Raw genomic sequence first — 26,393 nt, forward strand, 5'->3', positions numbered from 1 at the left:
CTAAGACCCAGGGGGCTGACCAGTGGTCTGGGGCAGCTGGGGTGCGAGACTAGCCCCTGTGAACCGGAAGTACTGACGATAGAGATCACAGCGCAGCTTCACTTGATTCCCTTCGATCCGGACGAGACCAAGGCTATGTAACTTAAACAGAGCCGTCGCTTCTAATTGCACAGGAGCAGTTGCTGCCACCAGGGTACGGAAAGCTGCTGCCAACTCTGGATGCTGTTGCAAATTCCACAGGTGACCATACAAATGATCCCGAAACAGACTCACCTCGGTGGGAGCCTCCGCTAAGAGCTGTGCCAAAGTTACGTCCTGATGGGCAATGTGGTAGAGCGCTAGGCGGATCAGATAGGGATGACCACCCACCATCGCCGTGAGTTGTTCCACCTCCCCCTCGTGCCAGTCCAAGCCATGGAGCTGCGCCAGGGTGGCAACTTGTTCATTGCTAAACTCGGGTAACTCCACGGGCAACCCGACATTAAAGGGCGACTGATTGGTGTTCAATGGAATGTAAACCTCGGTGGAGTGGACAACCACCAACCGTAACTGCTTCCAAATATCCCGATTCTTGGCTTCTTCATGCCAAGCCCGCAGCAGACCAAAAAAATCACTGGCAATTTCAGGGTAGGCAAAGACACGATCGACTTCATCCAGCCCCAGGGTTAACGGCCCCGCGATCGCAGGCAACAGGTACTCTTCAAAATAAACCGTGCAATTGTACTTACTCCCAAAAATACCATCCCAATATTCATCCAGTCGATTGGGCAACTGTAAGCGTCTACACAGACTGGCACACAACCAGCGTAAAAATTTGTCCAGATCGCCAAAGACTCTGGCATCTGCCAGTTGCAAGCTGAGGGGCACACTGCGACAGCCCTGTTGGGCAGCTTGATGGAGAATGCGAGCCATGAGAGAGGTCTTGCCCATCTGGCGAGGAGCCTTAATACGGATGAGGGAGCCGGGCTGGACAATGGTTTCATAACAGCGGGCTTCAATGGGGGGACGCTCGATATAAAAGGCGGAGGCTAAGCTCATCTGCCCTTCCGGAAGTTCAGGCTCTGCCACTGGCAGGGGAGGCGCATCCGTCTTCGGGCGCACGGGGGGGGAACGGTCGGCAAGGTTCCGGTGGTCGTTGGTTCCTCTGGAGGGACGCTACTCCGGCGGTTCTCCATGAGCAAATCCAGCACTTCCTGCACCAGCGCCGCTGTGTCAGCGGGGGTGCGCCAGAATCGCTGCTGTACCCGATGCAGGTATCCCCGTAATTCATAGTTGAGGGGTACACTGAGGGGGAAATTGAGACGAATCGGCAAAATCATCGGCCCCCGATCGTCACGTTCTGCCTGGAGTCCCTTGACGGTGCGGACTTCCTCCAGCACCATTTCACTATTGGCCGACTGGGGTGACAGGAGTAGCAGAAAATAGTCACACTCCCGCAGGGCTGCATTGACGCGCTGTGCCCAGCCTGCCCCCAATTGCATACTCTGCCCAGAGATAAAAACGACATAGCCTGCGGCGGTGAAGGCATCGCCAAACTCCTGGGCTAAGCTCAACTCTGGCTCTAACTGCCGATGGCTAATAAAAATCTTGGCGGGGCGGTTGTCTGGGGCTAGATGACTCAGCACCAGAGGATGGTCAGGGGTGGGCAGCAGGGTCGGGGAGGTAGAAACAGGGTGAACGTGGGAAGGGAGCGTTGGCTCTGGCAGCTGTGGAGCCTCTGAGGATGGCAAGGCGGGAGCCGTCGGGGGGGKACTTGGGCATCAGCTCCCCGAGGGGAGTCCGCAACAGCTTACCAAACCGCCGCAATATACCAGGGGATTGGGTCAGTTGTTGTAGCGCCTGCAGCACCTCCGTAGCGGTCTGATAGCGCTCTTGAAAGTGATAGCGCACCATCTTGCTGAGAAGGGTCGTTAGGGCATCACTGGCGATCGCCTGTTTTTGCCAGTCAATTTCACCCTGACCATCTTGCCGGAACTGAGTTGGGTTCAGACCTGTCAGAGCTTGAACGCCGATCATGCCGAGGGCATAAATATCACTGTTGGGGCGGGGGCGTCCTTGGGATTGTTCAGCAGGCATATAGCCCGGAGTGCCGATCGCGATCGTACCCACCGTTGGCTGGCCGATGACGTGTCCCTGGGCATCTACTGACACCCGCACTTGTTTCACAGCGCCAAAATCAATTAAGACCAAGCGACCATCTAACTGTCGCCGAATCAGGTTATCAGGCTTAATATCCCGATGAATGACTCCCTGCTGATGGACAAATTCCAGAATTTCTAAAACTTCTTGCAACAGATGTACAACCGGAGCCTCTGCCCAGCAGTGGCCCGCTGGCAGTTCTGCCCGCAGCAGCCGACCTTCAATAAATTCCTGGACAAGGTAGAACTCCTGCTCCTCCTCAAAATAGGCCAGGAGTCGGGGAATCTGATCGTGACTACCCAACTTTTCCAGGGTTGCAGCTTCTTTCTTGAACAGACTGCGGGCGATCGGTAAAAAGTCGGGTTCGTGAATGGCGGGTTTCAGGTGTTTGACCACACACTTGGGGGTGTCGGGTCGATGGGTATCTTCCGCCAGGTAGGTCTGGCCGAAACTGCCCGCACCCAAAACGCGCAGAACCCGGTAGCGGCCGCCGAGTAATTGGCCTAACATGATCGCACTCCCCTGATTGCTGCATGATCAAACATGAAGGTCGCGAGATTCTCCAGTATGCCTTGGGATGGGTGAGGGCTGCTGCCACCCCCTGAATTATCCTCATCCCAGAGGCATCTGCCATGAACCGGGTGGGCGATTTTCTCACTGACCCAGCAGATTTGCCCCCAACTCACCCAATGTAAAATTGAGCTAAGATGGGAGGCGATCGCCCTCAACCTGCCGCTGTCAACTGTTCTGGCTCCCTGCCCCTATGTCTAAGTCCCTGACCCCACCCCCTGTCACGCGGCCTCTCCCCCCATCTGGGATGCGTCGTTTCGGCAAGGAGTGCTGGACTGGCTGGCCGCTAATGTCCCTGCGTCCCGACTCAATCATATTCTGCGTGTGGAAGCGATGGCGGTGGAACTGGCAGTCCAGCACGGGTTAAATGTAGATCAAGCAGCCCAATCAGGACTGATGCACGACTTGGCAAAATACTTTAAACCAGAGCGGCTCTTAAAAATGGCTCGCTCAGCTGACATAGAATTAGACCCGATCCTGGTAGATAACCCGCATTTGCTCCATGCTGACATCAGCGCCATTGTGGCCCAAAACGAGTTTGGGGTGGTTGATGAGGCCGTTTTACAGGCCATTCGCCACCATACCCTGGGGCAACCCGAGATGCCACCGCTCAGTTGTGTGGTCTATCTCGCCGATAGTCTAGAACCAGGGCGGGGGGATAACCCTGCGTTGCAGTCGTTACGTCAGATCAGTCGAGAGAATCTTTATCAGGGGGTCTGGTTAACGGCAGAAGCATCCATGGAACTCCTCTTTGGCAGGCGCTGCTTGATTCATCCTCGGACCATTGCCACCCGTAACTGGGCAATGCAGGTGACTGGCAAAACTCCGACTGTTGCAGTCAAAGCAGAAAACCAGCGATGATAGAGGATCTAAGTGCCGCAATTCGCCCTAATTTGGTGAGTATTTCGAATCCAGTCCGCAGTGATGACAGCCAAGGCTTGGCAGTGGCGATCGCCCAAGCGGCGGACGATCGTAAGGGCGGCAACATTCTAATCTTGCAGGTTATCGGCATTAGTTATCTAGCAGATTACTTTGTCCTGGTGACTGGATTTTCTCGGGCGCAGGTGCGGGCAATTGCCGCCGCCATCCAAGACAGGGCGCAGCAACAATGGCAGCGTTCCCCTCGGCGAACGGAAGGGCAGGCCGATGGCACCTGGATTCTCCAAGACTATGGAGATGTAATTGTCCATATCTTTCTGCCGCAGCAACGAGAATTTTATAATCTGGAAGCCTTTTGGGGACATGCAGAGCGAATTCCGTTTGCACCCACCCCTGGGAGCTAACAGCCATGGAATCACCAGTTGCCGTCTGTCCGGTGCCTCTGGAGCAACAACCGATCCAGGAGTACCAATGCCTGCGAGACTCTTGTTTTTTTCGCTGGGCGACCCTAGAGCTAACACCCTACTCCACCCGCATCCTGTGCCTCTGGAGCTGGAGCTGGTTGCTGACTGGACCCATCTCGGCAGGGAGTTTCTCCCCCAGGAAGCATTTGGCGCAATTTCTCCTCCTTGGGGCAGCGGGTTCCACCCTGTTGCTGATATTGGTGCTCCTGCGGTTATACCTAGGATGGCTTTATATCCGCAGTCGCCTGCTGAATCCCCTGGTCTTTTATGAAGAGTCCGGCTGGTACGATGGACAGCTCTGGTCTAAGCCCGCTGATGTGCTGGTGCGCGATCGCCTGATTGTCAGCTATGAGGTTCAGCCGAGTTTTACAGCGGCTCCATCGCACGTTTTATGACCTTAGCAGGGGCAGTCCTGGGTGGGCTGGGACTTTGGTACGGGCTGTAGCAGCCGCTGGAACCACCAGCATGATGGGGACAGCACTTGCCTTCACCACTTCAGGAGCAAGATAGAATAAATTCATCAAAAATCATCACAACCCTTAACAAGGGATGTGGGTAGATTGGGTTAACCGACAGAGCGACAACCGTTGTAAGCTCATTGGATGCTGAATTGATTGGATGGTGAGACGCCAGGAGTACGCATGGGTAAGGTGGTTGGCATTGACCTGGGGACGACCAACTCAGTTATTGCCGTCCTGGAGGGCGGAAAGCCAGTTGTCATTGCAAACTCAGAAGGGATGCGGACAACTCCCTCTGTCGTTGGCTTTAGTAAGGAGGAGGAGCGGTTGGTGGGGCAAATGGCCCGTCGGCAGGCTGTTCTGAATCCTCAAAATACTTTTTATGGTGTTAAGCGCTTTATTGGCCGTAGCTACGCCGAACTCTCACCGGACTCGAAACGGGTTGCCTATTCGGTGCGTCGCAATGAGGCAGGGAATGTCAAAGTCAAGTGTCCCCGGCTGAATCAGGAGTTTGCCCCGGAAGAACTCTCGGCAATGGTGCTACGGAAATTGGCGGATGAAGCCAGCCGCTACCTGGGACAGCCTGTGACCGGAGCGGTGATTACGGTTCCGGCTTACTTCAACGACTCCCAGCGGCAGGCAACCCGGGATGCCGGACGAATTGCCGGACTGGAGGTGAAGCGGATTCTCAATGAGCCAACGGCGGCAGCCCTAGCCTATGGACTCGATCGCAAAGATAATCAGACCATTCTGGTTTTTGACTTGGGCGGTGGCACCTTTGATGTCTCGATTTTAGAAGTTGGAGATGGGGTGTTTGAGGTCAAGGCCACCAGTGGCGATACCCAGTTAGGGGGCAACGATTTTGACCAAAAGATTGTGGATTTTTTGGCGACGGCGTTTCTAGAAACCGAGGGGGTGGATCTGCGCCGCGATCGCCAGGCTTTGCAGCGACTGATGGAAGCGGCCGAAAAGGCCAAAATCGAACTCTCAGGGGTGACGGTCACTGACATTAATTTGCCGTTTATTACCGCCACCGAGGATGGGCCTAAGCACCTGGAAACCCGGTTAACTCGCTCTCAATTTGAGGGCTTATGCAGTGATCTGATCAGTCGGCTGCGATCACCAGTCAAACGCGCCCTCTCCGATGCCAGTCTCAGTCCCAGTCAGATCGATGAAGTGGTCTTGGTGGGTGGCTCGACTCGCATTCCCATCGTGCAACAGCTGGTGCGGGGCTTGATTGACAAAGAACCCAATCAGAACGTGAATCCCGATGAAGTCGTGGCCGTGGGAGCCGCTATCCAGGCGGGTATCTTGGCTGGAGAGGTCAAGGATGTGCTGCTCCTCGATGTCACCCCCCTGTCCTTGGGGCTGGAAACCATTGGTGGGGTCATGAAGAAGCTGATACCCCGCAACACCACCATCCCCGTTCGCCGCTCCGATATCTTTTCCACAGCGGCAGATAATCAAACCCTAGTGGAAGTTCATGTTTTGCAGGGAGAACGGGAGATGGCGACGGATAATAAATCCCTGGGGCGGTTTAAGCTCACTGGGATTCCCCTCGCTCCCAGAGGTGTCCCCCAGGTTCAGGTTTCCTTTGACATTGATGCCAACGGCATCCTCCAAGTGACGGCTCTGGATCGCACCACCGGTCGAGAACAGAGCCTCACCATTCAGGGTGCCTCAACCCTCGGGGAAGGAGAAGTGCGGCAGATGATCCAGAATGCCGAAAAATTTGCCGAGATCGATCGACTGCAACGGGAGCGGATTGAGAAGCGCAACCGTGCCGATGCCCTGACCCATCAAGCGGAACGACAGTTGCGGGAAGCCACCCTGGATTTTGGTATGCAGTTTACCAGCAGCTATCGACGGCGGATTGAACCCCTGGTAGAGGATCTGCGGGATAGTATTACCCGGGATGATGATGCCGCTATGGATCGGGTACAGTCCTATCTTCAGGATGCCCTTTATGACCTGAGTCGGGAAGTTTCGCTCCGCTACAGTGAAGAAGAGGAGGACGATGACCTGTTCGGTTCCATCCGCCGGACGTTTTCCGGTGAGAAGCGCCGCACCTCCGAGGAAAGCTTCCCCAGCTATTCTGGAGACAACAGTCGCCGCGATGCCCGGAGAGCAGTCCCTGACTATCGCCCCAGCCCTAGTTCCAGTCTATCCCCGCGATCGCCTGGTTATGGTGTCAGTAAGAGTCGCCCCAGCAAACCGAAAGAAAGTTGGGATGAGGAGGATGACGACTGGTTCTAGGGGTTCGGATCGGTCTCACCATCGGATGTTCCAGGTTTGGCCAACCCAGGGGAGTTGCCGTTTATTGATTTAATCTACTTATATGCAGGACTTTCGGAACTATTACGAGATTCTGGGAGTTTCCAGAGATGCCACCGTTGAGGAAATTAAAAAGGCTTATCGACGGCTGGCTCGCCAGTTTCATCCCGACTTGAACCCAGGGGATCAAACCGCTGAGGAAAAGTTTAAGACCGTCGGCGAAGCCTATGAAGTCCTTTCAGATTTGGGCAAACGGGCGCAGTACGACCAATTCAGTCGTTATTGGAAACAGAAGGGGTTTCAAAGTGGCACGGCTCCTCGCAACGCCACTGCCTGGGGCGATGGTCAAGGACCACTCTCCGAGCATCGCGGCAGTGAGCGGGTGAAGGCGGAAGAGGTTGATTTCAGCCAGTTTCCTGACTTTAATACCTTTGTCGATCAACTCCTGAATCGCCGGGAAGGCAGTAGCCCTACCCCCCCGTTCCACCGATCGGGACTCCTATCGCCCCGGTACCACCAAAACCGCCTATACCGTGGCCCGCCCCACCCGTCGGGATGCGGAAGCCCGTCTGTCCTTACCCCTAGAAAAAGCCTACCAGGGAGGTCGAGAGCGAATTCGCTTAGAGGATGGGCGATCGCTGGAGGTGAATATGCCCCCTGGCATGGTGTCTGGTCAACGGATTCGCCTCAAGGGACAGGGGGTGAATGGGGGGGATTTATACTTAAAAATTGATGTTGCCCCCCACTCATTTTTCAAACTAGAAACCTGGGATATTCAATGTCAACTCCCGATTACCCCCAGTGAAGCAGTGTTAGGAGCTCAAGTTGAGGTACCCACCTTGGACGGGCTCGTGAAAATGACCATTCCCCCTGGTATTCGCTCTGGGCAACGGCTACGGTTGGCAAATAAAGGCTATCCCAATGAGGGCGAGGGTCAGAGATCGCCCTCCGAGCATCGCGGCGATCAAATTGTGGAATTGCAAATTGTCACCCCCCGGGAATTAGATCCCCAAGAGCGAGAACTTTACGAAAAACTCCGTCGCCTGGAAACCTTTAACCCACGTCTGGGGCTGCTGGGATAGGCATTACTGCTGGTTCAATGTCTGTCCAACGCTCCCATCGCTCCTTACCGCCCTATCCTGAATCACCATGAAACGTTTGATGAAGTCCCTCTTCTCCGTCTTGGCACTCTCTGGTTGTCTGCTCACTGGATTTACGGTCGCCTCCTTAGCGGAGGGACTCCCCGGTGTCACCCTCTTCGGGAATGTCCAACCGGAAAACCAATTGCCCTTCCGCCTGGACTTTGGTGGCGTCCCCAGTGTTTGGGATCGCTATCGTCTACGCATCCCCTCCAAAAAGGTCAAGCTGGCGATCGCCCAGATTGCCATTTCCTATCCCGACTACTACCAGGGAGAATTTGATCCCAAGGCTGTGGCTGTCGCCTTGACCTCTAATAGCAGTTCCTTTGGAGGCCCCAAAATTCTTAAACGCTTGCCAATCCAAGAAGTCAATTGGGATAAGGAAAATCGCATGTTGCTGATCTATCTCAAAGAACCAATTCCAGCCAGTAGCAATGTTGAAATTATTCTTTCTAATGTCCTGAATCCTTCTCCAGGAGGCATCTTTAACTTCAATTGCCAGATCCAAACCCCCGGAGACCTGCCCCTGCTCCGTTACATTGGCACCTGGATTTTGAACATTGGTTAGGATCTCAGTGATAAGATAGACAATCGTGGCATTTTAAGCCAATTCCTACTGATTTGGATGAGACGTCCTCCCTATGACCCAGCGCACTCTCGGCGGTACTAGCCGCAAACGTAAACGCACCTCTGGATTTCGTGCTCGGATGCGAACCAAGAATGGGCAGCGAGTTTTGAAAGCCCGTAGACGCAAAGGACGGCTGCGTCTAACAGTGGCTTAGCGTGGGACAACATGTCCCTGCCTCAAGCCCATCGACTGAGGCGGCGACAGGACTTCAGCGCCGTCTACCAAAACGGTCAGCGGTGGTCAGCCTCCCATCTTACCCTGCGAGCCTTACGCCAGACCGATAGCCATGCTGCCTCCGCCATTGGTGCTGCTAAGTTACCCACCCGGTTTGGCATCTCGGTCAGTCTCAAAGTCAGCAAGCTAGCCGTGGTCCGAAACCGGATTAAACGCTGGATTCGAGCTGTGCTTCGCCAGCTACTGCCAAAAACTCTCCCCCGGATGGCAACTGGTCATCGTGGTGCGACCCGAAGCAAAGGAGTGCGAATACCATGATTTTTTGCAAGAATTAGAGCAGTTATTGGTAACAGCTGAGGTGATCGATGGGCATTCGAGAAGATGTGTATTTTGAAGGCGGCCCTCACATTGGTGATTTAATTCTCAATGTACTGCTGGGATTTACCGTGATTTGTTTGCCATTAACGGTGGGAGCTGTTGTCCGTGCTCTGTGGTTGCGATATCGCATTACCAGCCGTCGCATCTCGGTGACCGGGGGGTGGATGGGTCGTGAGCGAACCGATATCATTTATTCAGAAATTAGCAAAATCGTCAAAGTACCGCGCGGTTTGGGTCTCTGGGGGGACATGGTGATCACCCTCAAGGATGGGAGTCGCTTAGAAATGAGAGCGGTTCCCAAGTTTCGAGATGTGTTTGAGTACATCAACACCAAATTGTCGCTCAAAGCTCAGAAAGCCAGTGGCTCTCTGGGATCCTAGTGCTGCGGACAGCAGTGATTCGATTAAAGTAGATTCAGCAAACGGCGCATAGGTTGACTTAGGACGCATGGACTTTGGTGTCGGTTTTCTCTCCAACAACGTAATGCTGCCAATCCTAGACTTTTTCTACGGGATTGTGCCCAGCTATGGTTTGGCAATTGTCGCGTTGACCCTGGTGATTCGGTTTGCCCTCTATCCTTTGAGTGCTGGTTCGATTCGCAGTATGCGGCGCATGAAAGTGGCTCAACCCGTGATGCAAAAGCGGGTGAAAGCCATTCAAGAACAGTACAAGAGTGATCCGGCAAGACAGCAAGAGGAAATGAGCAAGCTCTACAAAGAGTTTGGCAATCCCTTGGCAGGCTGTTTACCGCTTTTAGTGCAGATGCCCGTGCTCTTTGCCCTGTTCGCAACCCTGCGGGGGTCACCCTTTTCGGATATCAACTACAGTGTGAATCTGCAAATCCTTCCCCAGGAGCAGATCACCCAAGTCCAACCGCAGGCATTTACGACCGCTCCGCAAAATATCTATCTCTCCGATGGTGTCCATGCACCGGTGGTGGCGCTGTTACCGGGGGGCAATCGCCTCACAGTGGGGGAAACCACCAAGGTGGAATTTCAATCGGTGGAGGGTAAGTCCTTAAGTACCCTGCTGACGGAGTATCCAGAGACCCAGTTGCACCCCCACTGGCAGGTGACCAAGGGTCAGGAACTGCTCCAGGTGAATGAAGATGGCAGTTTAAAAGCGCTCCAGCCTGGGGAGGTCACCCTCCAAGGCACGATTCCTGGTTTAGCAGCGGATAAGGGGTTCCTATTTATTGAAGCCCTGGGTCGGGTGGGTGCCTATGAACCAGACGGGACTATTCACTGGGATGTACTGGCCATGGTGTTATTCTTTGGGGTGAGCCTGTACGTCAACCAAATCCTGGCAGGTCAGGGGCCCAGTGGTAATCCCCAGCAAGACACCGTCAATAAGATTACGCCGATTATTTTTTCGGGGATGTTTTTGTTTTTCCCCTTACCGGCTGGGGTGTTGATGTATATGGTGATCGCCAACATCTTCCAAACCCTTCAGACCTTCATTCTTTCCCGAGAGCCATTGCCCGAAAATCTACAAAAGATTGTGGATGAAGAAAGCCGCAAGCAAGAAAAAGCAGAGGCTGAACCTATACCCTTTGAGCCCAAACGCGCTAAGAAAAAGGCCTAAGAACAACGGATGGATGGAGAGTACGCCCAACGCGGTCAAAACTGGCTAGTGGAGTTACTGCGCCTCAGCGGTTTCTCCACCACCGTAGAGTCTGGAGAGTCAGTTACGTCTCTGGAAGCGGATAGTTGCTGGCTGACCATTGATCACAACCAACTCACTCCTGTCCAGATAGAGCGGTTGGTGGGGCCACAAGGGAGCACGATTGACGCGATCCAATATCTCGCCAATACGATTTTGAATTTGGGTAAACCGCCAACGGAGCAGCAGGCTTACACCATTGAGTTAGGAGGTTATCGCCTCCAGCGACACACGGAACTGCGCGCGATCGCAGAAACTGCTGCTGCCCAAGTGCGGGCCACGGGGGAAGACTTCGTCATTCCCTCCCTATCAGCGGCGGAACGTCGCTTGATCCACACTTACCTGAAGGACTTTGCAGACCTGCAAACCTACAGTCAGGGGCAGGAACCCCAGCGCTACCTAACCGTCCGCCGCCCACTCCCGGAGGCCTAAGCTCGATGGATGCGATCTTCATTCCCCAGTTGACCAAAGCGCCTGAGCGCACTGCATTGATGCAATTCCAAACCTGCTTCCCAGAACTGGAGACCTTAACCCCTGTCCAAGGGGAATTGCGGGTGACCCATCAGGTTAGCTATCTAGAAGTGGCAGTCCAGGCAACGGCGATCGTCACCCTCACCTGCGATCGCTGTCTCCAGCGCTATAACCATCGCCTCAGCCTGAAGACCTCAGAGCTGATCTGGCTGGAAGAGCCCCCGAATCCTGCCGAACTGCCCCTAGAGCGAGAAGTCGCTTCGGAAGATTTGGTGGAGAGCCTCTCACCCCAGGGCTGGTTCCATCCCATGGAGTGGCTATATCAGCAACTGTGTCTTGCCTTGCCCCTCCGCCAGTTGTGTGATCGCCAATGTCCGGGAATTCAACTCGCTGACTCCAACGCCGAGGCAGCGGTAGCCCCAGTTGACCGCCGTTGGGCCTCTCTGGAAGCACTGAAACGGCAGTTATCCAGTTAGATGCGGCACCGGAGGGAAAGCCGATGAGCTTTCGTGAACAACTGGATCTACTATTACGAGCGCGTTATCCGCTGCTGTACATTCCCACCCAAGAGGAAGAGCGGGTGGAGGCTGCGATCGCGGAGGCTGCGAGACGGCAGGGAAATCGAGCTGTTTATACCTGGGACTTTGTTGAAGGCTTTCAGGGGAATCCTAATGATCAAGGCTGTGGTCGGCGCAACCCTCTACAAGCATTGGAATTTGGGGAAAAACTTCCCCCGGATGCCCCCGCCATCTTGATTCTGCGAGACTTTCACCGCTTTCTTGAGGATGTGGCGGTGGCGCGTAAATTACGGAACCTAGGGCGGGCGTTCAAATCCCAACCCAAAAATCTGATTTTGCTGGCTCCCCACCTTGCCATTCCCGATGACCTCACCGAGGTCTTGACCGTTGTTGAGTTCCCCCTGCCCCAAACCACGGAGATTCGGCAGGAATTGGAACGGTTACTCGCTGGCATGGGGCAACGACTCGACGGCCGGGTGCTGGATGAGCTGGTGCGTTCCTGTCAGGGGCTGTCAATGGAACGGATTCGACGAGTCTTGGCACGGGCGATCGCCCTCCATGGGGAACTGCGGGCGGATGATGTGGATCTGGTGCTGGAAGAAAAACGCCAGACGATCCGCCAGACCCAAATTCTTGACTTTTATCCTACTCGGGCAGAGATCACCGATATTGGCGGGTTAGATAACCTCAAGGAATGGCTGCTGCGCCGGGGGGGGGTCATTTTCTGAACGGGCACGGCAGTATGGCTTGCCCCATCCCCGAGGATTATTGCTGGTGGGGATTCAGGGGACGGGTAAATCCCTGACGGCCAAGGCGATCGCCCATCACTGGCATTTGCCCTTACTGCGCTTGGATGTGGGACGGTTATTTGCAGGACTAGTGGGGGAGTCAGAATCCCGTACCCGGCAAATGATTCAATTGGCGGAGGCGCTAGCCCCCTGTGTGCTCTGGATTGATGAGATTGATAAAGCCTTTTCGGGCTTTGAGGGTCGAGGGGATAGTGGCACCACTGGTCGGGTGTTTGGCACCTTTGTTACCTGGATGGCGGAAAAAACTTCCCCCGTGTTCGTGGTTGCTACGGCAAATAATATTCAAGCCTTGCCGCCAGAAATGCTGCGGAAGGGACGGTTCGATGAAATTTTCTTTGTTGGCTTACCCAGCCAAGAAGAGCGACGAGAGATCTTCTCGGTGCATCTGGCGCGTCTACGTCCCCATAATGTCCAAACCTACGATCTGGAGCGATTGGCCTACGAGACTCCTGATTTTTCCGGGGCTGAAATTGAACAGACCCTGATCGAGGCGATGCACCTAGGCTTCAGCCACAGCCGTGACTTCACCACTGATGATATTTTGGCAGCAGCCAGCCAGATGGTACCCCTGGCTCGCACCGCCCAGGAACAAATCCAACAGTTGCAAGCCTGGGCCGCTGCGGGGAAGGCACGACTGGCCTCCCGCTCCCTTAGTCTGAATACCCGTCTTCCCCGTTCCCACTAAAGCTTGATATCTCAAAATCTGCACCAGCCCAAACAGATGCAACATCGCGGGATGGAGAAACACTGCAATTTGATATCGTCTAGATCCCGACTGCCAACCCAAATCAATGCCCAGAAACATCATGGACTAGCGGGCGAGTTGATTGGCTCGTTGCGCCAGCTCCAGATCCTTCTGGGTAATGCCCCCGGCATCATGGGTGGTCAGATCAATAGTCACCCGGTTGTAAACATTGAACCACTCCGGGTGGTGTCCCATGGCTTCAGCCACTAAGGCCAGACTGGACATAAAGCCAAAGGCTTCTATAAAAGACGGGAATTGAAACTGGCGGTGGAGTTTGCCGTTCTCAAGGCTCCAACCGTTGAGATCACGCAGCGCAGCATTGACTTCATCGGCAGACAATCGGGTGGGTGCACTCATGGGAGACCTCTGAACAAGGGTGGACTGAACTGGGGCAATGGCAGTCATCGCGGCAACAGGTTGGTGAGTCTGGATCACTATCGTGGAGAGCACCAGAAGCACAACAACTGCAAAGGTCATCAGCCAGACCGCTCCTCGGTCACCAGATCGGCCTTGAGCGATAGCCCAAAGATGGCGAAAGAGTTGAAGAGGGTGCATGGCGGGGAACTCCCTGGAAGTGAAGGCTTGAACTCCCTAAGACTCTAGTACTCTGTCAACCTCTAGTGGGTAGATCAAGATTTTATGGGGGTTATTTTTTGAGAGTTTTCACCCCCTTAAAAAATTCTTGACAGACCACTAGGCTGCTGACAGGAAATGCTTACTTCGTAGCATAGAGGTTTCCTCAAGCGATCGCGGCACCGAGATGGGTTTAGGAGGGCTGGCAGGGTACTCAGAGTGGCAACCCATCCTGCTCTGGCGCATATATTAACCATACCAAAAGCCACCCTAGAACGGCGAGGCTTGTATCCCATTTTTTCGGTCAGGCAGCTTAGAATATTCTCAAACTGTCATAGGACAAGTTTGGGAGGCTGCCTGACACATCATCGCCCAAAGCTTTGTGGCTATGGCTTTCACAGCCGTGGTCAATCAGTGGTCAGGCTCTCTGGAGTTGTATCCTATGGTTTTTTTTACGTGTGCGTCCCCCCTGGCAGTTATCAACCTCTCAAGTGACACCAGAAGCGGTATTTTGGGGTCGTCGTCGCTTGTTACAGGGGTTAATGGGTGCTAGCATGGTGCCCCTGAGTGCTTGTCACCAATCTCCCACCGCCATCAAAACCGCACCCAATCCCCAGCCCTTACCCCTCTCAGCCCCCCGCAACCCGGCGTTTACCTCCGTAGATCCGAGCCGCCCCATTACCAATGAAATCCTAGCCGCTCACTACAACAATTTCTATGAATTTGGTCGCACCAAATCGATCTGGCAGGCAGCCCAGGCACTCCCCTCTGACCCATGGCAAGTAGAGGTGAGCGGTCTGGTGAAGCATCCCCGTACCTACGACCTGGATGACCTCTACAAAGCCTTTCCCCTAGAGGAACGAATTTATCGCTTTCGCTGCGTGGAAGCTTGGGCCATGGTAGTGCCCTGGATTGGGTTTCCGATGAGATCGCTGTTGACTGCGGTGGAACCCCTGCCAACGGCGAAGTTTGTTCGCTTTACCTCTTTTTATGACCCCAAAATCACCCTGGGTCCGAGTTGGCTGTTTGGAGAGGTCCCCTGGCCCTATCGCGAAGGATTAACCATCGCTGAGATGGCCAACGAGCTGGCCTTCTTTGCCGTGGGGATTTATGGCCATCGGCTGCCGAAACAGCATGGAGCACCTCTGCGCATGGTTACTCCCTGGAAGTATGGCTTTAAGGGAGCCAAGTCCCTTGTCAAAATTGAATTTGTTGACCGTCAGCCCGCCACCTTCTGGAATACCCTCGTCCCAGAGGAATATGGCTTTGAGGCCAATGTGAACCCGAGTCAGCCCCATCCTCGCTGGTCTCAAGCCACTGAGCGGTTGATTGGCCCCGGTGAGAAGTTTACCTGGGAGCAACGCCCGACCCTCCCCTACAACGGTTATGGCGAGTATGTTGCATCTCTGTACAGGTGAAGTATCGATAATGCCTAGCAAGGGTCAGGGAAACTAAGAATTTTCCAGCCTTCCAGGGGAGGAGAAAGTCTAAACTAGGGAGATGGATCGCTGCCCCTGTTAAGCCCTATGCTGCCATTTCTCCGCTCAGACCTCACCCACTTTTCAGCCTATACTCCCCATCCAGGGGGTGACGGAGGTCATCCAGGGGCGATCATGATCTATGATCGGTTGGATACCAACGAGAGTCCCTATAATTTCCCCGCCGCACTTCAGCAGCAACTCGCCGACATCTACCAGCAGCAATTGGAGAATCATCGCTATCCCGATGGCGGGCATCGTGCTCTCAAGCAGGCAATCGCCGAGTATGTGAATGAATCTGCTGCCATCCCGGACATTACATCAGCCCATATTTCCGTGGGTAATGGCTCCGATGAACTGATTCGTTCCCTGTTGATTGCCACCTGTCTCGGAGGGGAGGGTTCGATTCTTGTAGCTGATCCGACCTTTTCCATGTACGCCATACTGGCGCAAACCTTGGGCATCCCCGTGATTACGGTGGGGCGCTCCCCAGACAACTTTGAACTAGATCTGGCCTCAGCCAATGCTGCCCTTCAAGATGATCCGATGCTGCGAGTGGTGTTTGTCGTCCACCCTAACTCTCCCACTGGCAATGCCCTGACCGCTGCTGAATGGGCCTGGTTGCGATCGCTGCCGCGTCATATTTTAGTCGTGATTGACGAGGCTTACTTTGAATTCAGCCAACTCACCGGGGTGCGGGAACTCTTGCAACACCCCAACTGGGTGATTCTCCGCACCTTTTCTAAGGCATTTCGGCTGGCGGCTCACCGCGTCGGCTACGCGATCGCCGATTCAGAACTGGTGACGGTGCTAGAAAAAGTCCGCCTGCCCTACAACCTCCCCAGGTTTTTCCCAAGCGGCAGCCCTGTTAGCCCTCACCCACCGCCAGGAATTCCTGGCCACAATTCCCGAAACCCTGAGGGAACGATCTCAGCTCATTCACCGCTTGAGCCAGCATCCTACCCTCCAGGTCTGGCCCAGTGCAGCCAATTTTGTCTATCTGCAACTCCACCAGGGACAACCTTCTCTGGCTTGGCTGTGTCAGCAACTCAAAGCCGAGGGTACCTTGGTGCGTCATACTGGCGGTGGCTTGCGGATTACCATTGGCAGTCCCGTAGAAAATCGCCGCACCTGCGATCGCCTGAGTAAAATTCTGGAGCCTATGCCCTCCCCTGCCGCATGACAGACCCCTAGCTGGCAATTCTCAGCCCATCGCGACTGTGCAGAGACTCCGCTCCCCGTCGCAGTGCCGTGATCGTGTCTGGAAATACCCCCACCAGTAGGGCAACCGCAGCATCAGGCAGTTGGGTAATAGTATCGGCATCGAAATAATTTTCTAACTGATTCAAAATCATGTGAGCTCGCTGGAGCGGTGCTGGATCGCCGGTAAACTGTTGAGTCAAGCGAATCCATTGCCGTCGAATTAGGTAGGCTTTTTGGCGCTCATCATAGGACTCTGGAGACACCAATGACAAATCGCCCACGGGGATGATCCACTGACAATCTAGATCGAAGATCCCACCCACGACTGCTCCCGGCCCTGCGAACTCTGCGTAATAGGGCTTACCAAGAATTAAACCATTGCGACGACGACTACTGACGGTCAAGAGATGACCGTTCTGAAGATGTTCCAGGATCTGATCCGCTTGCGGGAACTTTGCAATGTCCTGATTCAGGATGTCAGTTTTCACTACCCAACCCCAACTGACGGAGAGATCAGCTTCACAAACAGCCGCTCGATAACGCTGACGATGTTGGCTATTCATTTCAGTGTAGTTCTCAATTTTGACCCATGGCACGGCATTCATGACATTGCCCTCCATAGGAAGTGATTCCACAATTGGCGATTATATGCTGACAAATTGATGGGAGAAAAATTGCCATAGCATCAACATAGCAACTGCGCCAAGGTGGGTTCAACCGTGATTTACTGGTCATATTCTAGAATGCCCCTCCTGGATAAAACGGAGATTCAGGGCCTCTTTGTTTAAAATTTCAATGAAGTCTTGATGAAGAGCCTCCCCAGTAGCGGGTTAATCCGACTGTATTGTCTGCTAACAGGATGGCAGTTCCAGAACACCAGGGAATGTCGCTGCGCCGTTCAGGGGTTTGTGTAATAACAAGCGTCGAGGTTGCCGCCACAACCGGACACCCCAGTAACCATCCACCTGCTGCAATTGGTAGCCCATTTGCTCGTACAGTCTGCGAGCTGGATAGTTATTCTCCAAAACATGGAGGTAGAGATCTTGAAATTCCCAAGCCAGGACAATGCCTTCACAGGCCAGCAACAGCTGTTTGGCAATTCCCCGCCCCCGGAAAGCAGCATCCACTGCCAAATTCGATAGATAGGGAACGGCAGGGCGAATCTGCCAAGGAGGGGCAAGGGAGCGCACTCCCAACTCAACGGTGCCCATCAGAGGCATGGGGAGAGTCGAAGAGGATGGGTCTAAATCCAGGGCAATCAAACAGATGTCATAGGGGGAAGCATGGCGCAGGCGATGGCGCAGGTCTTCATAGATGCCAGCCCGCAGCAGTGCATAGAACCAGGACAGGGAACGGAGCGTTGGATGAAAACTATCCGTGAGGATGGTAGCTAACCCCTGGAGATGCTGAGGTTGGGCCGCAGAGATTTGTAAGGGAGGCTGGATTGACGTTAAAACCCTTGCTGGTAGGAGTCCAGGAGATGTAGAGAGCGGGAACTGGGGCGACATCACGACCCATCCCGAAACAGGTCTTGCAGGGATTGCTGTTGTTGCCGCCGGGAGATCTGGCGGTATTTTTTCGGAGCTAATTTCGGCTCATATCGAGATTGTCCGGCATGCTTGCTCTTCAGTTTGACATTGGATTCAATCTTTGCCTCATGCTGCAACAGCGGTTGTTGTAACGCCGCTAGGAAGTAAAGATAGTGCTGATAGCGCTCCCAATCTCCCCGAACTGCACAATTGGGTTCATCCCGATGGAAGCAATTGTTAAACTGACAGGCAGAAAGACGTTGCTGGATTTCCGGAAAATGGGTGCCCAGATCCGTTGGCGTACAGGTCAAATCTGGCTGATTAAAGCCCGGTGTATCTGCAACTAAGCCGCCTCCAGGCATTTCTAGGAGCTGCACATGGCGGGTGGTGTGCCGTCCTCGACTCAATTTGCCGGAGATTTGTCCAACCCGTAATTGGGCGTTCGGAATCAACCGATTGATCAGACTCGATTTGCCCACACCCGATGGCCCACAGACAACGGTAATCCGCTGACTGAGAGCAGTCTGAAGTTGATTTAATCCCTCGCCCGTACAGGTACTGAGCAACAGAGACGGGTAGCCCCACCCTTCGAGGCGAGTTTGCCACTGTTGTTGCTGCTCTGGGGAGATCAAGTCACTTTTGCTGAGACAGAGACACACATCAATGCCCGTTGACTCTGCTTTCACCAAAAACCGACTTAACTGGTAAGGCTCCAGGGAGGGTTCTGCTAAGGCAAATACTAAGAGAATTTGATTGACATTGGCAATGGGAGGTCGATCCAGGGAGGTATGGCGCGGCAGCACCTCGGCGATCGCCCCCCGTCCCCCCGACCAATCGGGTTCTTCGATCCGGACTCGATCCCCCACCATCACATGTTGACCAATTTTTTTCAGCCGGGCACGCCGGGTACACAGCAGTTGGGCCGCTTCTCCAGCAGGAGCAATGTCATTGCTTCCAGCTCCTGATCCTGGCTCTAGCTGCACCTGATAGTAGTTGGCCTGAACCGAGACAACGCGTCCCAGTAGAGGCGGTTCATCATGCTTGGAGGAGTGGGCAGGGCTGTCCAAAACCATAGGTGGTTAGGTGGGTCTCCGCACCAAGAGGGCAAAAAAAGTCGGTGCGATCCTGAATCTGTTCCACCTGATAGCCCTCCATTCTCAAGCTGTCAGGAACCTGCTCAATCGGTTCTCCTGCATCAAGCCAGACTTCCAGTAACGTCCCTAAGGGAAGTTGTTCCAAGGTCAGTTTGGTGCGGACAAAGGTTAATCGGGCAGGGAGTTACCCCGCAGATCCAGAGCGGCAGTGGGCAGGTGGCCCGGGGTTGTGGTGGTGGGCGAATCCGTCATCCTCGAAAGAGTCCTCCGAGAAATCCTTCCAGTCCCCCTTTACCCGTGCGATCGCCCCGTATCTTTGCTAGGTTTTTCCAGGAGTTCTCGTTCTTCCGGTGTAATCCGTGTGGGAATTTCCACCAAGATGGTGAGCAGATGATCGCCCCGGCTCACCGGATTGCCTAATCGGGGCACTCCATGATCTTCCAAGGTCAGAATCGTGTTGGGTTGGGTACCGGGTGGAATGGTCATCTCTACGGGACCATCCACAGTGTTCACGGACAGACGACACCCCAAAATCGCTTGCAGGTAGCTGACCTCAATCTCTGATAAGACATTGGTGCCATCCCGCCGGAATTCTGGATCGTCATTCACAAACAGGTAGACATACAAGTCACCTGGCGGCCCCCCCCGTTGTCCTGCATCTCCCTCTCCAGAGATCCGCAGCCGGGTACCATTATCAACGCCCGCTGGAATCGTAATCTTGAGTTTTTTGGTTTCCTGCTTTTGTCCCCGACCCCCACAAACCTCACAACGATCTTCGATCACCTGACCGGAGCCGTTGCACATCGGGCAAACGGATACCTGGGTAAAACTGCCAAAGGGTGTACGGGTAGCTCGCCGCACCTGACCGGAGCCGCTACAGGTGGAGCAGACCCGTGGCTGGGTTCCTGGCTTTGCCCCCGACCCGCGACAGGTGCCGCAGTTCTCCATGTGGTTAATGCGAATTTCCTTTTCGCCCCCAAAGACAGCCTCCCGGAATTCCAACCTTAGATCTAGCCGCAGGTCATCCCCCCGCAGCGGGCCATCTCGCCGTCGGCCTTGACCAGAGGGGCCACCCGAAAAGCCACTGAAGAAGCTTTCAAAAATATCTGCGAAGCCCCCCAAGTCGCCAAAGTCCTGGTACCCAGCTGCCCCTGCACCCGAGGCAACGCCTGCTTCTCCAAAGCGGTCATAACGAGCCCGTAATTCTGGCTCCGATAGCACTTCATAGGCGCGATTGATTTCTTTAAACCGCTCCTCCGCACCGGCCTCTTTATTGACATCCGGATGATATTTTCGAGCTGACCGTCGGTAAGCTCGCTTGATTTCTTCTTTATCAGCGTCACGAGCAACGCCCAAAATTTCGTAGTAGTCACGAGCCATAGAGCAGAGATAGGTGACTGATAGGGTTAAGTTCAGAGAAGACGAGAATCGTGAGAGTGTTCAGCGATAGCCGGTAGGTTCAAGGATCTCCCGCAGAAGACTCACAACTTGGATATCTGGGTTCAATCAATGGCCTCATAGTCTGCCGTTACCGTGTCATCTTCTGAATAGATCTGGGTTGCGGTGTCACTTCCAGGCGGAGCATAGCCACTCCCCGCAAAGTTAGCACCCTCTGGGTCTCCGTGTTGGTACATGGCAGCTCCGATAGCAAAGAGAATCTGTTGCAGGGACTCCAACCGTTGCTTCATGTCTTCAATTGTTGTGGTATTGCTGGCGATCGCAGCCCTGAGCTCAACTACCGCCTGCGCTGCTTGGGCCTTAAATTCTTGGCTGAGCAAACTCCCATGATCCCGCAGGGTTGATTCATAGTTATAGAATAAACTGTCTGCTTGGTTTTTGAGTTCCACCATCTGCTTGCGCTTACGGTCGGCTTCAGCATAGAGCACGGCCTCCTGCTGCATCCGGTGGACTTCCATATCGCTGAGACCACCCCGATTGGTAATTTGAATACTCTGCTCCCGCGCTGTGCCTTTGTCCCGTGCCGAGACCTTTAAAATGCCATTGGCATCAATATCAAAGGACACCTCAATTTGAGGTACACCTCGGGGAGCTGGCGGAATACCGGTCAGCTCAAACTTACCCAAGCTCTTATTATCCCGTGCCATGGCTCGCTCCCCCTGCAAGACATGGATCTCCACGGAAGTTTGCCCATCAGTGGCCGTGGAAAACACCTGGGAGCGACTGGTGGGAATGGTGGTGTTACGCTCAATAATTTTCGTAAAGACCTCTCCCAAGGTCTCAATCCCCAGGGAGAGTGGCGTCACATCCAGCAGCAATAAGTCCTTAACTTCTCCCCCAATCACCCCACCCTGAATCGCAGCCCCAAGGGCGACGGCCTCATCGGGGTTGACGGAACGATCGGGGGCTTTACCGCCAAAGAACTTGCGAATCGCATCTTGGACGGCGGGAATTCGCGTTGACCCCCCCACTAGGACAATGCGCTCCACTTGATGATGGTTGAGGCCACAGTCTTTTAGGGCGAGCTCCATGGGGGCGATGGTTGCCTCTACGAGATGGGCTACCAGTTCTTCAAACTTGGCCCGTGCCAATTCCATTTCCAGGTGCTTAGGGCCTGTCTCATCGGCGGTAATAAACGGCAGGTTAATTGAGGTGGTGACAGTTGAAGACAATTCAATTTTGGCTTTCTCTGCCGCCTCTCGCAGTCGTTGGATGGCCATTTTATCAACGGATAGATCCACCCCCTCTTGTTCACGGAAGCGATCAACCATCCAGCGAACAACACAATTGTCAAAATCATCTCCCCCCAGATGGTTATTTCCAGAGGTGGATTTGACCTCAAAGACCCCGTCCCCTAGTTGGAGGATCGAGACATCAAAGGTGCCACCGCCCAGATCAAAAACCATCACCCGCTGTTCTTGATCCTGCTTATCCAAACCATAGGAGAGGGCAGCGGCGGTGGGCTCGTTAATAATCCGCAGTACTTCCAGTCCCGCGATCGTCCCGGCATCCTTGGTTGCCTGACGCTGGGCATCGCTGAAATAGGCGGGTACCGTGATCACCGCCTGGGTCACTGCTTCACCCAGATAGTTCTCTGCATCTAGCTTTAACTTTTGCAGAATCATGGCCGAGACTTCCTGGGGCGTATAAACATGCCCTCGGATTTGGACATCGACCGTACTGTCGCGCCCACGCACACAGGTATAGGGAACCCGCGCCCGCTCCTCGTCCGTCTCATCCCAGCGACGACCAATAAACCGCTTGATGCTGTAGACCGTATTTTCAGCATTGGTGACGGCCTGACGCTTAGCCAGTTGCCCCACGAGGCGATCGCCAGCCTTCCCAAATCCCACCATACTAGGAGTGGTTCGTCCCCCCTCAGAGTTGGTGATCACCACAGGCTGACCGCCCTCTAGAACAGCAACACAACTATTGGTTGTGCCTAGGTCAATGCCGATAACTTTACCCATAGGAGGCGGCGGCGAAGGTGTGCAAAATCTTGGGGTCAGGAGTCATTTTCAAGGAAGAGTATTCCGCACTTTTTCGGCATTTTTAGCAACCCAATCCTAAATCTTTACTGAAAGTTTATCAATGCACCCCAGATCAGGCTTCATCTGAACGAGCATCCTAGACTCTGAGTCATGCCTTCGAGGCTATCACAGGCTTCCGAGTCATCGCAACTTCAATATTCGTCAGTACTGTCAATAGTTGTACTGGCGATAGTAGCGGATTGTACTAACGGCAGTAGCGGAACCCCTAGGCGATTAGGATGCTTCAGTTTCTACCCCGCTATCTTCGGGTTCTGGAGGGGCAGCTACTTTCACCAGCGCATGGCGTAAAACGCGCTCTCCCAATACATAACCCCTGACCAACTCTTCCATCACTGTTCCTTCTGGGTGCAGGCTGGTCGGCTCACGCATAACGGCCTCATGAAGCACCGGGTCAAATTCCTTACCTTCAGCACGCATCGGTGAAACCCCCACGCGTTTCAGGCAGTCCACCAAAAGCTTATAGACGCTCTGGTAACTTTTATGAATGTTCGATTCAACGTCTGTCTGGGGCTTGAGCTGAGCCCGAGCGCGCTCAAAATTATCGACCACGGGCAGAAGTTCTCCAATGGTGGAGCATTTAATCTGTAACTCCAGGTCTTCTTTCTCCTTTTGAGTGCGCTTCCGGAAGTTCTCAAAATCAGCGGCAATCCTCATATACTGGCCGCTGCGCTCCTCAAGTTGTGTCTTGAGGGTTGCGATCGTTTGCTCTAGCTCGGCTAGGGGTGCCGGGGAGTCTAGGACTGCCGCCTCTAGTTCCTGAACCTCTCCATCTGTTTCCCCTGGGACTGGGCTGACATCGGATGCATCCTGCCCCTCTTGAACGGTTGCCGCAACTGAAACGAAATCCTGGGATAACTCGGTTAAATCTGGAGCCTCAGCACTGAGATTTTGCGCTTCTCCTGGCTGCTTTTCTTCATCGATCATGGTTGACTAAACCCATTCTTTAAGGTTGCAGAGGTCGCTGACTGGACAGCGGCTGTGATGATTGCTATAGATAACACCAAACTAGCCCACAGAGATAGCTTGGATACGTTTCATGGTGAAACTCATTCCCTAGGGTATCCTGTTGTCAGCTTTTTGCTGAACCGTGTAATTTTGATTCAGACATTACCTATTGTAACGTTTGGCAACCTCTGGGTTAGACAATTTCTTCCCGTAGATCCTGTGGATTCTACGGAGATAATGCGGGAAAATTATGTTTTTTTGTGGCTCTAGGGGATTTTGGCAAGGTTACCGGGTGTCGCGATCGCGGATTTCCAGGTGATTCAACTCAAAAAATAATTTTTCAGCGAGTAGCTGCCAACTAGAAACCTGACGACAATCAGATTCAAGGCTAATATCGGGGAAAGCAGATGTCTGAGCCAGCAGTCTCAAGCGTCACTGCTATGCTATCAACAACTGAATTAGGTTGATCCTGGGGTGGGATTGTAACCCTACCCGGATTAGATGGCTGGTGAGACATCAAAACTCTCAGACCGGCACTTAGCTGGACAAATTTTCATCTCTTCTCTTTTAGCTTTAGCTTAGGTCTCGTTGAAACCATCTGTACCAATTTCAACCTTAAAATTTCAGTCATCTGAACCCAACCCATCTGAGAAAACTCTAAGTGGAGATCCTCTGTAACCCGCTATGACTAACTCCTCGTCCCCGCGACGCGCCCTCATAGTCCAGAATAAATTCTCTCCCTTTGGCAACAAACTGATCCAAACGGGTTATACCAACAGTGAGCAGATGCAGCGAGCCTTGGTAGAGAGCCGGAAGACTGGTAAGGCTCTACCAGAGGTGCTGGAATCGATTACGGGTCAACAGTTATCACCCGACTTGTTGCGGCAATACAAAAAACAACAACTCTTTGAGCTGAAGATCCTGTTTGGGGTTGAATCTCTTGACCCAGAAATTAATCAGTATCCCACCAGCCAGATCAGTCAGTTGATTGACACTTTGATCCCCATTGACACCTGCCGTCGCTATCGTCTCGTCCCCCTCGCCAAGAGTGAAACCGATCCCCCTTCCCTGCTGGTGGCAATGGTGGATCCTGACAACCTGGAGGCTCAGGATGAACTCAGTAACCGAATTTTGCGTCCCAATGGGTTGACCTTGCAGCGGGTGGTGGTCACCCAGGAAGATTACCAACGGTTGATCGCGAAGTATCTAGATGAACATGCGGAACGGCAGCAAAAGATAGATCCAAAAACTGCTAATGCCTCAAAGCAGTTTAGAGAAGTCAATGCCGAGGATCTAGAGATTGGGGATTTTGGGCAGTTAGATCTCAATGATTCTGACGGTGAAGATGATGCCGAAGCCGACCTCAACGCAGCTCTGGGAGAGGCTTCTACTGCTCCGATCATCGCAACGGTGAACAAAATCTTAGCAAAGGCTCTCACCGATGGTGTGTCGGATATTCATATTGAACCCCAGGAAGAGTACCTCCGGGTTCGTTTTCGCCGGGATGGTGTCCTTCAGGAACCCTTTTCCCCCCTGCCCAAGAAAATTATCCCGGCTCTGATTTCCCGTTTTAAGATTATCTCTGACCTAGACATTGCTGAACGCCGTCTGCCCCAAGATGGTCGGATTCGGCGGGTGTTTCAGGGACGGAAGGTGGACTTTCGCGTCAGTACCCTACCCAGCCGCTTTGGCGAGAAGGTGGTGCTGCGGATTTTGGACAACTCCTCCACCCAATTGGGCCTAGACAAGCTGATTAGTGATCCCAATACCTTGGGAATTGTCCGAGACATGGCATCCCGTCCCTTTGGATTGATTCTAGTCACGGGCCCCACTGGTTCTGGTAAATCGACCACCCTCTATTCAATTTTGGCAGAGCGGAATGATCCGGGGGTGAATATCAGTACCGCAGAAGATCCCATTGAATACGGTCTGCCGGGGATTACCCAGGTGCAGGTTCTCCGTGACAAGGGGGTGGACTTCGCGGCCATTCTCCGAGCCTTTCTGCGGCAAGATCCGGACGTGATTCTGGTGGGGGAAACCCGAGACAAGGAAACCGCCAAGACAGCGATTGAAGCGGCATTGACGGGACATTTGGTGTTGACCACCCTCCACACCAACGATGCTGCGGGAGCCATCCCCCGTCTGGATGAAATGGGGGTGGAACCCTTCATGGTTTCTGGGGCGCTGTTGGGGGTCGTTGCCCAACGATTGATGCGACGGGTATGCAGTGAATGTCGCATTGCCTACACACCCAGTCGCGAAGAACTAGCTCGATTTGGACTTGCAGTCTCTCAACCATCTGAAATCACATTCTATAAAGCCAATACCCTGATCGGCGAAGACTTGCAAGCCGCAAAAACGAATGAAAAACTATGTCCCAAGTGTAATGGCGGGGGGTATAAGGGACGCTGCGGGGTCTATGAGGTCATGCGAGTCACCGAGCCACTGCAACTGCTAATTAACCAGGGTGCCCCCAGTGAACGGATTAAGGAAACCGCCGTCGAGGAAGGTATGGTCACCCTCTTAGCCTATAGCCTCAACTTGGTGCGACAGGGACTCACCACCTTTGAAGAGGTGGAGCGTGTGACCTTTACAGATACGGGCTTGGCAGCTGAACTGAAGGCTAAGCGCAAGAGTTCACTGGATTGCCGCATCTGTGGTGCCGAGGTGATGCAAGAATGGCTAGATTGTTTCTATTGCGGGACACCACGGTTTCAAGATTGAGGCGATCGCAGTTCCCCAACCCGAAATAAA

Annotated in this window: 22 protein-coding genes and 7 pseudogenes; 16 read left to right on the forward strand and 13 right to left on the reverse strand. The window is 53.7% G+C overall.

The window, feature by feature from the left end; translation table 11 throughout:
* The 3 genes from DO97_RS25960 to DO97_RS22000 are packed head-to-tail and all read right to left on the reverse strand — an operon-like array spanning position 1 to position 2,649.
* The gene (locus DO97_RS25960) at positions 1–1,101 is read right to left on the reverse strand and encodes an AAA-like domain-containing protein (RefSeq protein WP_239651487.1); all 1,101 of its coding nucleotides are present in this window, start codon (positions 1,099–1,101) and stop codon (positions 1–3) included.
* A complete protein-coding gene (locus DO97_RS25965) occupies positions 1,035–1,730 on the reverse strand; it encodes a toll/interleukin-1 receptor domain-containing protein (protein WP_239651488.1) in 696 nt (231 codons plus the stop codon). Before DO97_RS25965 ends, DO97_RS25960 begins: the two co-directional genes overlap by 67 nt.
* Positions 1,636–2,649 carry a serine/threonine-protein kinase gene (locus tag DO97_RS22000; protein ID WP_072016368.1) on the reverse strand — a complete coding sequence of 338 codons (1,014 nt, stop codon included), beginning with the start codon at positions 2,647–2,649 and terminating at the stop codon, positions 1,636–1,638. Before DO97_RS22000 ends, DO97_RS25965 begins: the two co-directional genes overlap by 95 nt.
* Before the next feature lie 327 nt (positions 2,650–2,976).
* Between DO97_RS22000 and yqeK the strand changes: the two genes are divergently transcribed.
* The 3 genes and pseudogenes from yqeK to DO97_RS05525 all read left to right on the forward strand — a co-directional run.
* A complete protein-coding gene (gene yqeK, locus DO97_RS05515) occupies positions 2,977–3,570 on the forward strand; it encodes a bis(5'-nucleosyl)-tetraphosphatase (symmetrical) YqeK (RefSeq protein WP_239651489.1) in 594 nt (197 codons plus the stop codon).
* A complete protein-coding gene (gene rsfS / locus DO97_RS05520) occupies positions 3,567–3,992 on the forward strand; it encodes a ribosome silencing factor (RefSeq protein WP_036531615.1) in 426 nt (141 codons plus the stop codon). The genes yqeK and rsfS overlap by 4 nt, the downstream gene beginning before the upstream one ends.
* Before the next feature lie 5 nt (positions 3,993–3,997).
* Positions 3,998–4,439 (forward strand): annotated as a pseudogene (locus tag DO97_RS05525) (CGLD27 family protein); the annotation flags it as partial.
* Positions 4,440–4,441: 2 nt separating this feature from the next.
* Here DO97_RS05525 and DO97_RS27415 read toward each other — a convergent pair.
* Positions 4,442–4,573: a hypothetical protein gene (locus tag DO97_RS27415; RefSeq protein ID WP_275574948.1), complete on the reverse strand. Its 132-nt coding sequence runs from the start codon at positions 4,571–4,573 to the stop codon at positions 4,442–4,444.
* Positions 4,574–4,693: 120 nt separating this feature from the next.
* Between DO97_RS27415 and dnaK (DO97_RS05530) the strand changes: the two genes are divergently transcribed.
* The 10 genes and pseudogenes from dnaK (DO97_RS05530) (at position 4,694) to DO97_RS30795 (ending at position 13,248) form a co-directional block, all read left to right on the forward strand.
* Positions 4,694–6,766 carry a molecular chaperone DnaK gene (dnaK, locus tag DO97_RS05530; protein WP_036531617.1) on the forward strand — a complete coding sequence of 691 codons (2,073 nt, stop codon included), beginning with the start codon at positions 4,694–4,696 and terminating at the stop codon, positions 6,764–6,766.
* An 82-nt stretch (positions 6,767–6,848) separates the two neighbouring features.
* A pseudogene (locus DO97_RS05535) lies at positions 6,849–7,866 on the forward strand (DnaJ C-terminal domain-containing protein).
* A gap of 79 nt (positions 7,867–7,945) precedes the next feature.
* Complete coding sequence (locus DO97_RS05540; protein ID WP_036531619.1) at positions 7,946–8,491, forward strand: DUF2808 domain-containing protein; 546 nt, start codon at positions 7,946–7,948, stop codon at positions 8,489–8,491.
* A gap of 73 nt (positions 8,492–8,564) precedes the next feature.
* Positions 8,565–8,705, forward strand: coding sequence for a 50S ribosomal protein L34 (gene rpmH / locus DO97_RS22005; RefSeq protein WP_072016370.1), 141 nt, complete (start codon positions 8,565–8,567; stop codon positions 8,703–8,705).
* An 11-nt stretch (positions 8,706–8,716) separates the two neighbouring features.
* Positions 8,717–9,119: pseudogene (gene rnpA, locus DO97_RS05545) on the forward strand (ribonuclease P protein component).
* Entirely contained in the window at positions 9,091–9,483 is a 393-nt protein-coding gene (locus DO97_RS05550; RefSeq protein WP_036531620.1) for a PH domain-containing protein, read from the forward strand. Before rnpA ends, DO97_RS05550 begins: the two are co-directional and overlap by 29 nt.
* A gap of 67 nt (positions 9,484–9,550) precedes the next feature.
* The gene (yidC, locus tag DO97_RS05555) at positions 9,551–10,687 is read left to right on the forward strand and encodes a membrane protein insertase YidC (RefSeq protein WP_036531622.1); all 1,137 of its coding nucleotides are present in this window, start codon (positions 9,551–9,553) and stop codon (positions 10,685–10,687) included.
* A 9-nt stretch (positions 10,688–10,696) separates the two neighbouring features.
* Positions 10,697–11,197, forward strand: a complete 501-nt coding sequence (locus DO97_RS05560; protein ID WP_036531623.1) for a Jag family protein — start codon at positions 10,697–10,699, stop codon at positions 11,195–11,197.
* A 5-nt stretch (positions 11,198–11,202) separates the two neighbouring features.
* On the forward strand, positions 11,203–11,712 hold the full coding sequence (locus DO97_RS05565) for a YceD family protein (RefSeq protein ID WP_036531625.1): 510 nt from the start codon (positions 11,203–11,205) through the stop codon (positions 11,710–11,712).
* A 23-nt stretch (positions 11,713–11,735) separates the two neighbouring features.
* Positions 11,736–13,248, forward strand: a pseudogene (locus DO97_RS30795) (AAA family ATPase).
* 126 nt (positions 13,249–13,374) lie between these two features.
* Here the strand turns inward: DO97_RS30795 and DO97_RS05575 are convergent.
* A complete protein-coding gene (locus DO97_RS05575) occupies positions 13,375–13,785 on the reverse strand; it encodes a 4a-hydroxytetrahydrobiopterin dehydratase (protein ID WP_193365057.1) in 411 nt (136 codons plus the stop codon).
* A gap of 554 nt (positions 13,786–14,339) precedes the next feature.
* On the opposite strand from DO97_RS05575, the gene msrP reads away from it, so the two are divergent.
* Entirely contained in the window at positions 14,340–15,299 is a 960-nt protein-coding gene (msrP, locus tag DO97_RS05580) for a protein-methionine-sulfoxide reductase catalytic subunit MsrP (RefSeq protein WP_239651492.1), read from the forward strand.
* A 108-nt stretch (positions 15,300–15,407) separates the two neighbouring features.
* Positions 15,408–16,542, forward strand: a pseudogene (locus DO97_RS05585) (histidinol-phosphate transaminase).
* Between the two features lie 7 nt (positions 16,543–16,549).
* On the opposite strand, the gene DO97_RS05590 reads toward DO97_RS05585, so the two are convergent.
* The 8 genes and pseudogenes from DO97_RS05590 to DO97_RS23740 all read right to left on the reverse strand — a co-directional run bounded on the left by DO97_RS05590 (position 16,550) and on the right by DO97_RS23740 (position 24,068).
* Complete coding sequence (locus DO97_RS05590) at positions 16,550–17,125, reverse strand: hypothetical protein (protein WP_193365058.1); 576 nt, start codon at positions 17,123–17,125, stop codon at positions 16,550–16,552.
* Between the two features lie 288 nt (positions 17,126–17,413).
* A complete protein-coding gene (locus tag DO97_RS05595; protein WP_052128431.1) occupies positions 17,414–18,070 on the reverse strand; it encodes a GNAT family N-acetyltransferase in 657 nt (218 codons plus the stop codon).
* Positions 18,070–19,164, reverse strand: coding sequence for a small ribosomal subunit biogenesis GTPase RsgA (rsgA, locus tag DO97_RS05600; RefSeq protein ID WP_052128432.1), 1,095 nt, complete (start codon positions 19,162–19,164; stop codon positions 18,070–18,072). The genes DO97_RS05595 and rsgA overlap by 1 nt, the downstream gene beginning before the upstream one ends.
* A gap of 6 nt (positions 19,165–19,170) precedes the next feature.
* Positions 19,171–19,437, reverse strand: a pseudogene (locus DO97_RS30800) (sulfurtransferase TusA family protein).
* Positions 19,434–20,565: pseudogene (gene dnaJ / locus DO97_RS05610) on the reverse strand (molecular chaperone DnaJ). Before dnaJ ends, DO97_RS30800 begins: the two co-directional pseudogenes overlap by 4 nt.
* A gap of 122 nt (positions 20,566–20,687) precedes the next feature.
* Positions 20,688–22,613: a molecular chaperone DnaK gene (gene dnaK / locus DO97_RS05615; RefSeq protein WP_036531628.1), complete on the reverse strand. Its 1,926-nt coding sequence runs from the start codon at positions 22,611–22,613 to the stop codon at positions 20,688–20,690.
* A 294-nt stretch (positions 22,614–22,907) separates the two neighbouring features.
* Positions 22,908–23,618, reverse strand: a complete 711-nt coding sequence (gene grpE / locus DO97_RS05620; protein WP_036531630.1) for a nucleotide exchange factor GrpE — start codon at positions 23,616–23,618, stop codon at positions 22,908–22,910.
* 306 nt (positions 23,619–23,924) lie between these two features.
* A complete protein-coding gene (locus DO97_RS23740; protein ID WP_156120456.1) occupies positions 23,925–24,068 on the reverse strand; it encodes a hypothetical protein in 144 nt (47 codons plus the stop codon).
* 255 nt (positions 24,069–24,323) lie between these two features.
* On the opposite strand from DO97_RS23740, the gene DO97_RS05625 reads away from it, so the two are divergent.
* The gene (locus DO97_RS05625) at positions 24,324–26,363 is read left to right on the forward strand and encodes a GspE/PulE family protein (protein WP_036531631.1); all 2,040 of its coding nucleotides are present in this window, start codon (positions 24,324–24,326) and stop codon (positions 26,361–26,363) included.
* The last annotated feature ends 30 nt before the right edge of the window (positions 26,364–26,393 follow it).

The organism is Neosynechococcus sphagnicola sy1 (assembly GCF_000775285.1).
GTDB classification, from domain to species: Bacteria; Cyanobacteriota; Cyanobacteriia; order Neosynechococcales; family Neosynechococcaceae; genus Neosynechococcus; species Neosynechococcus sphagnicola.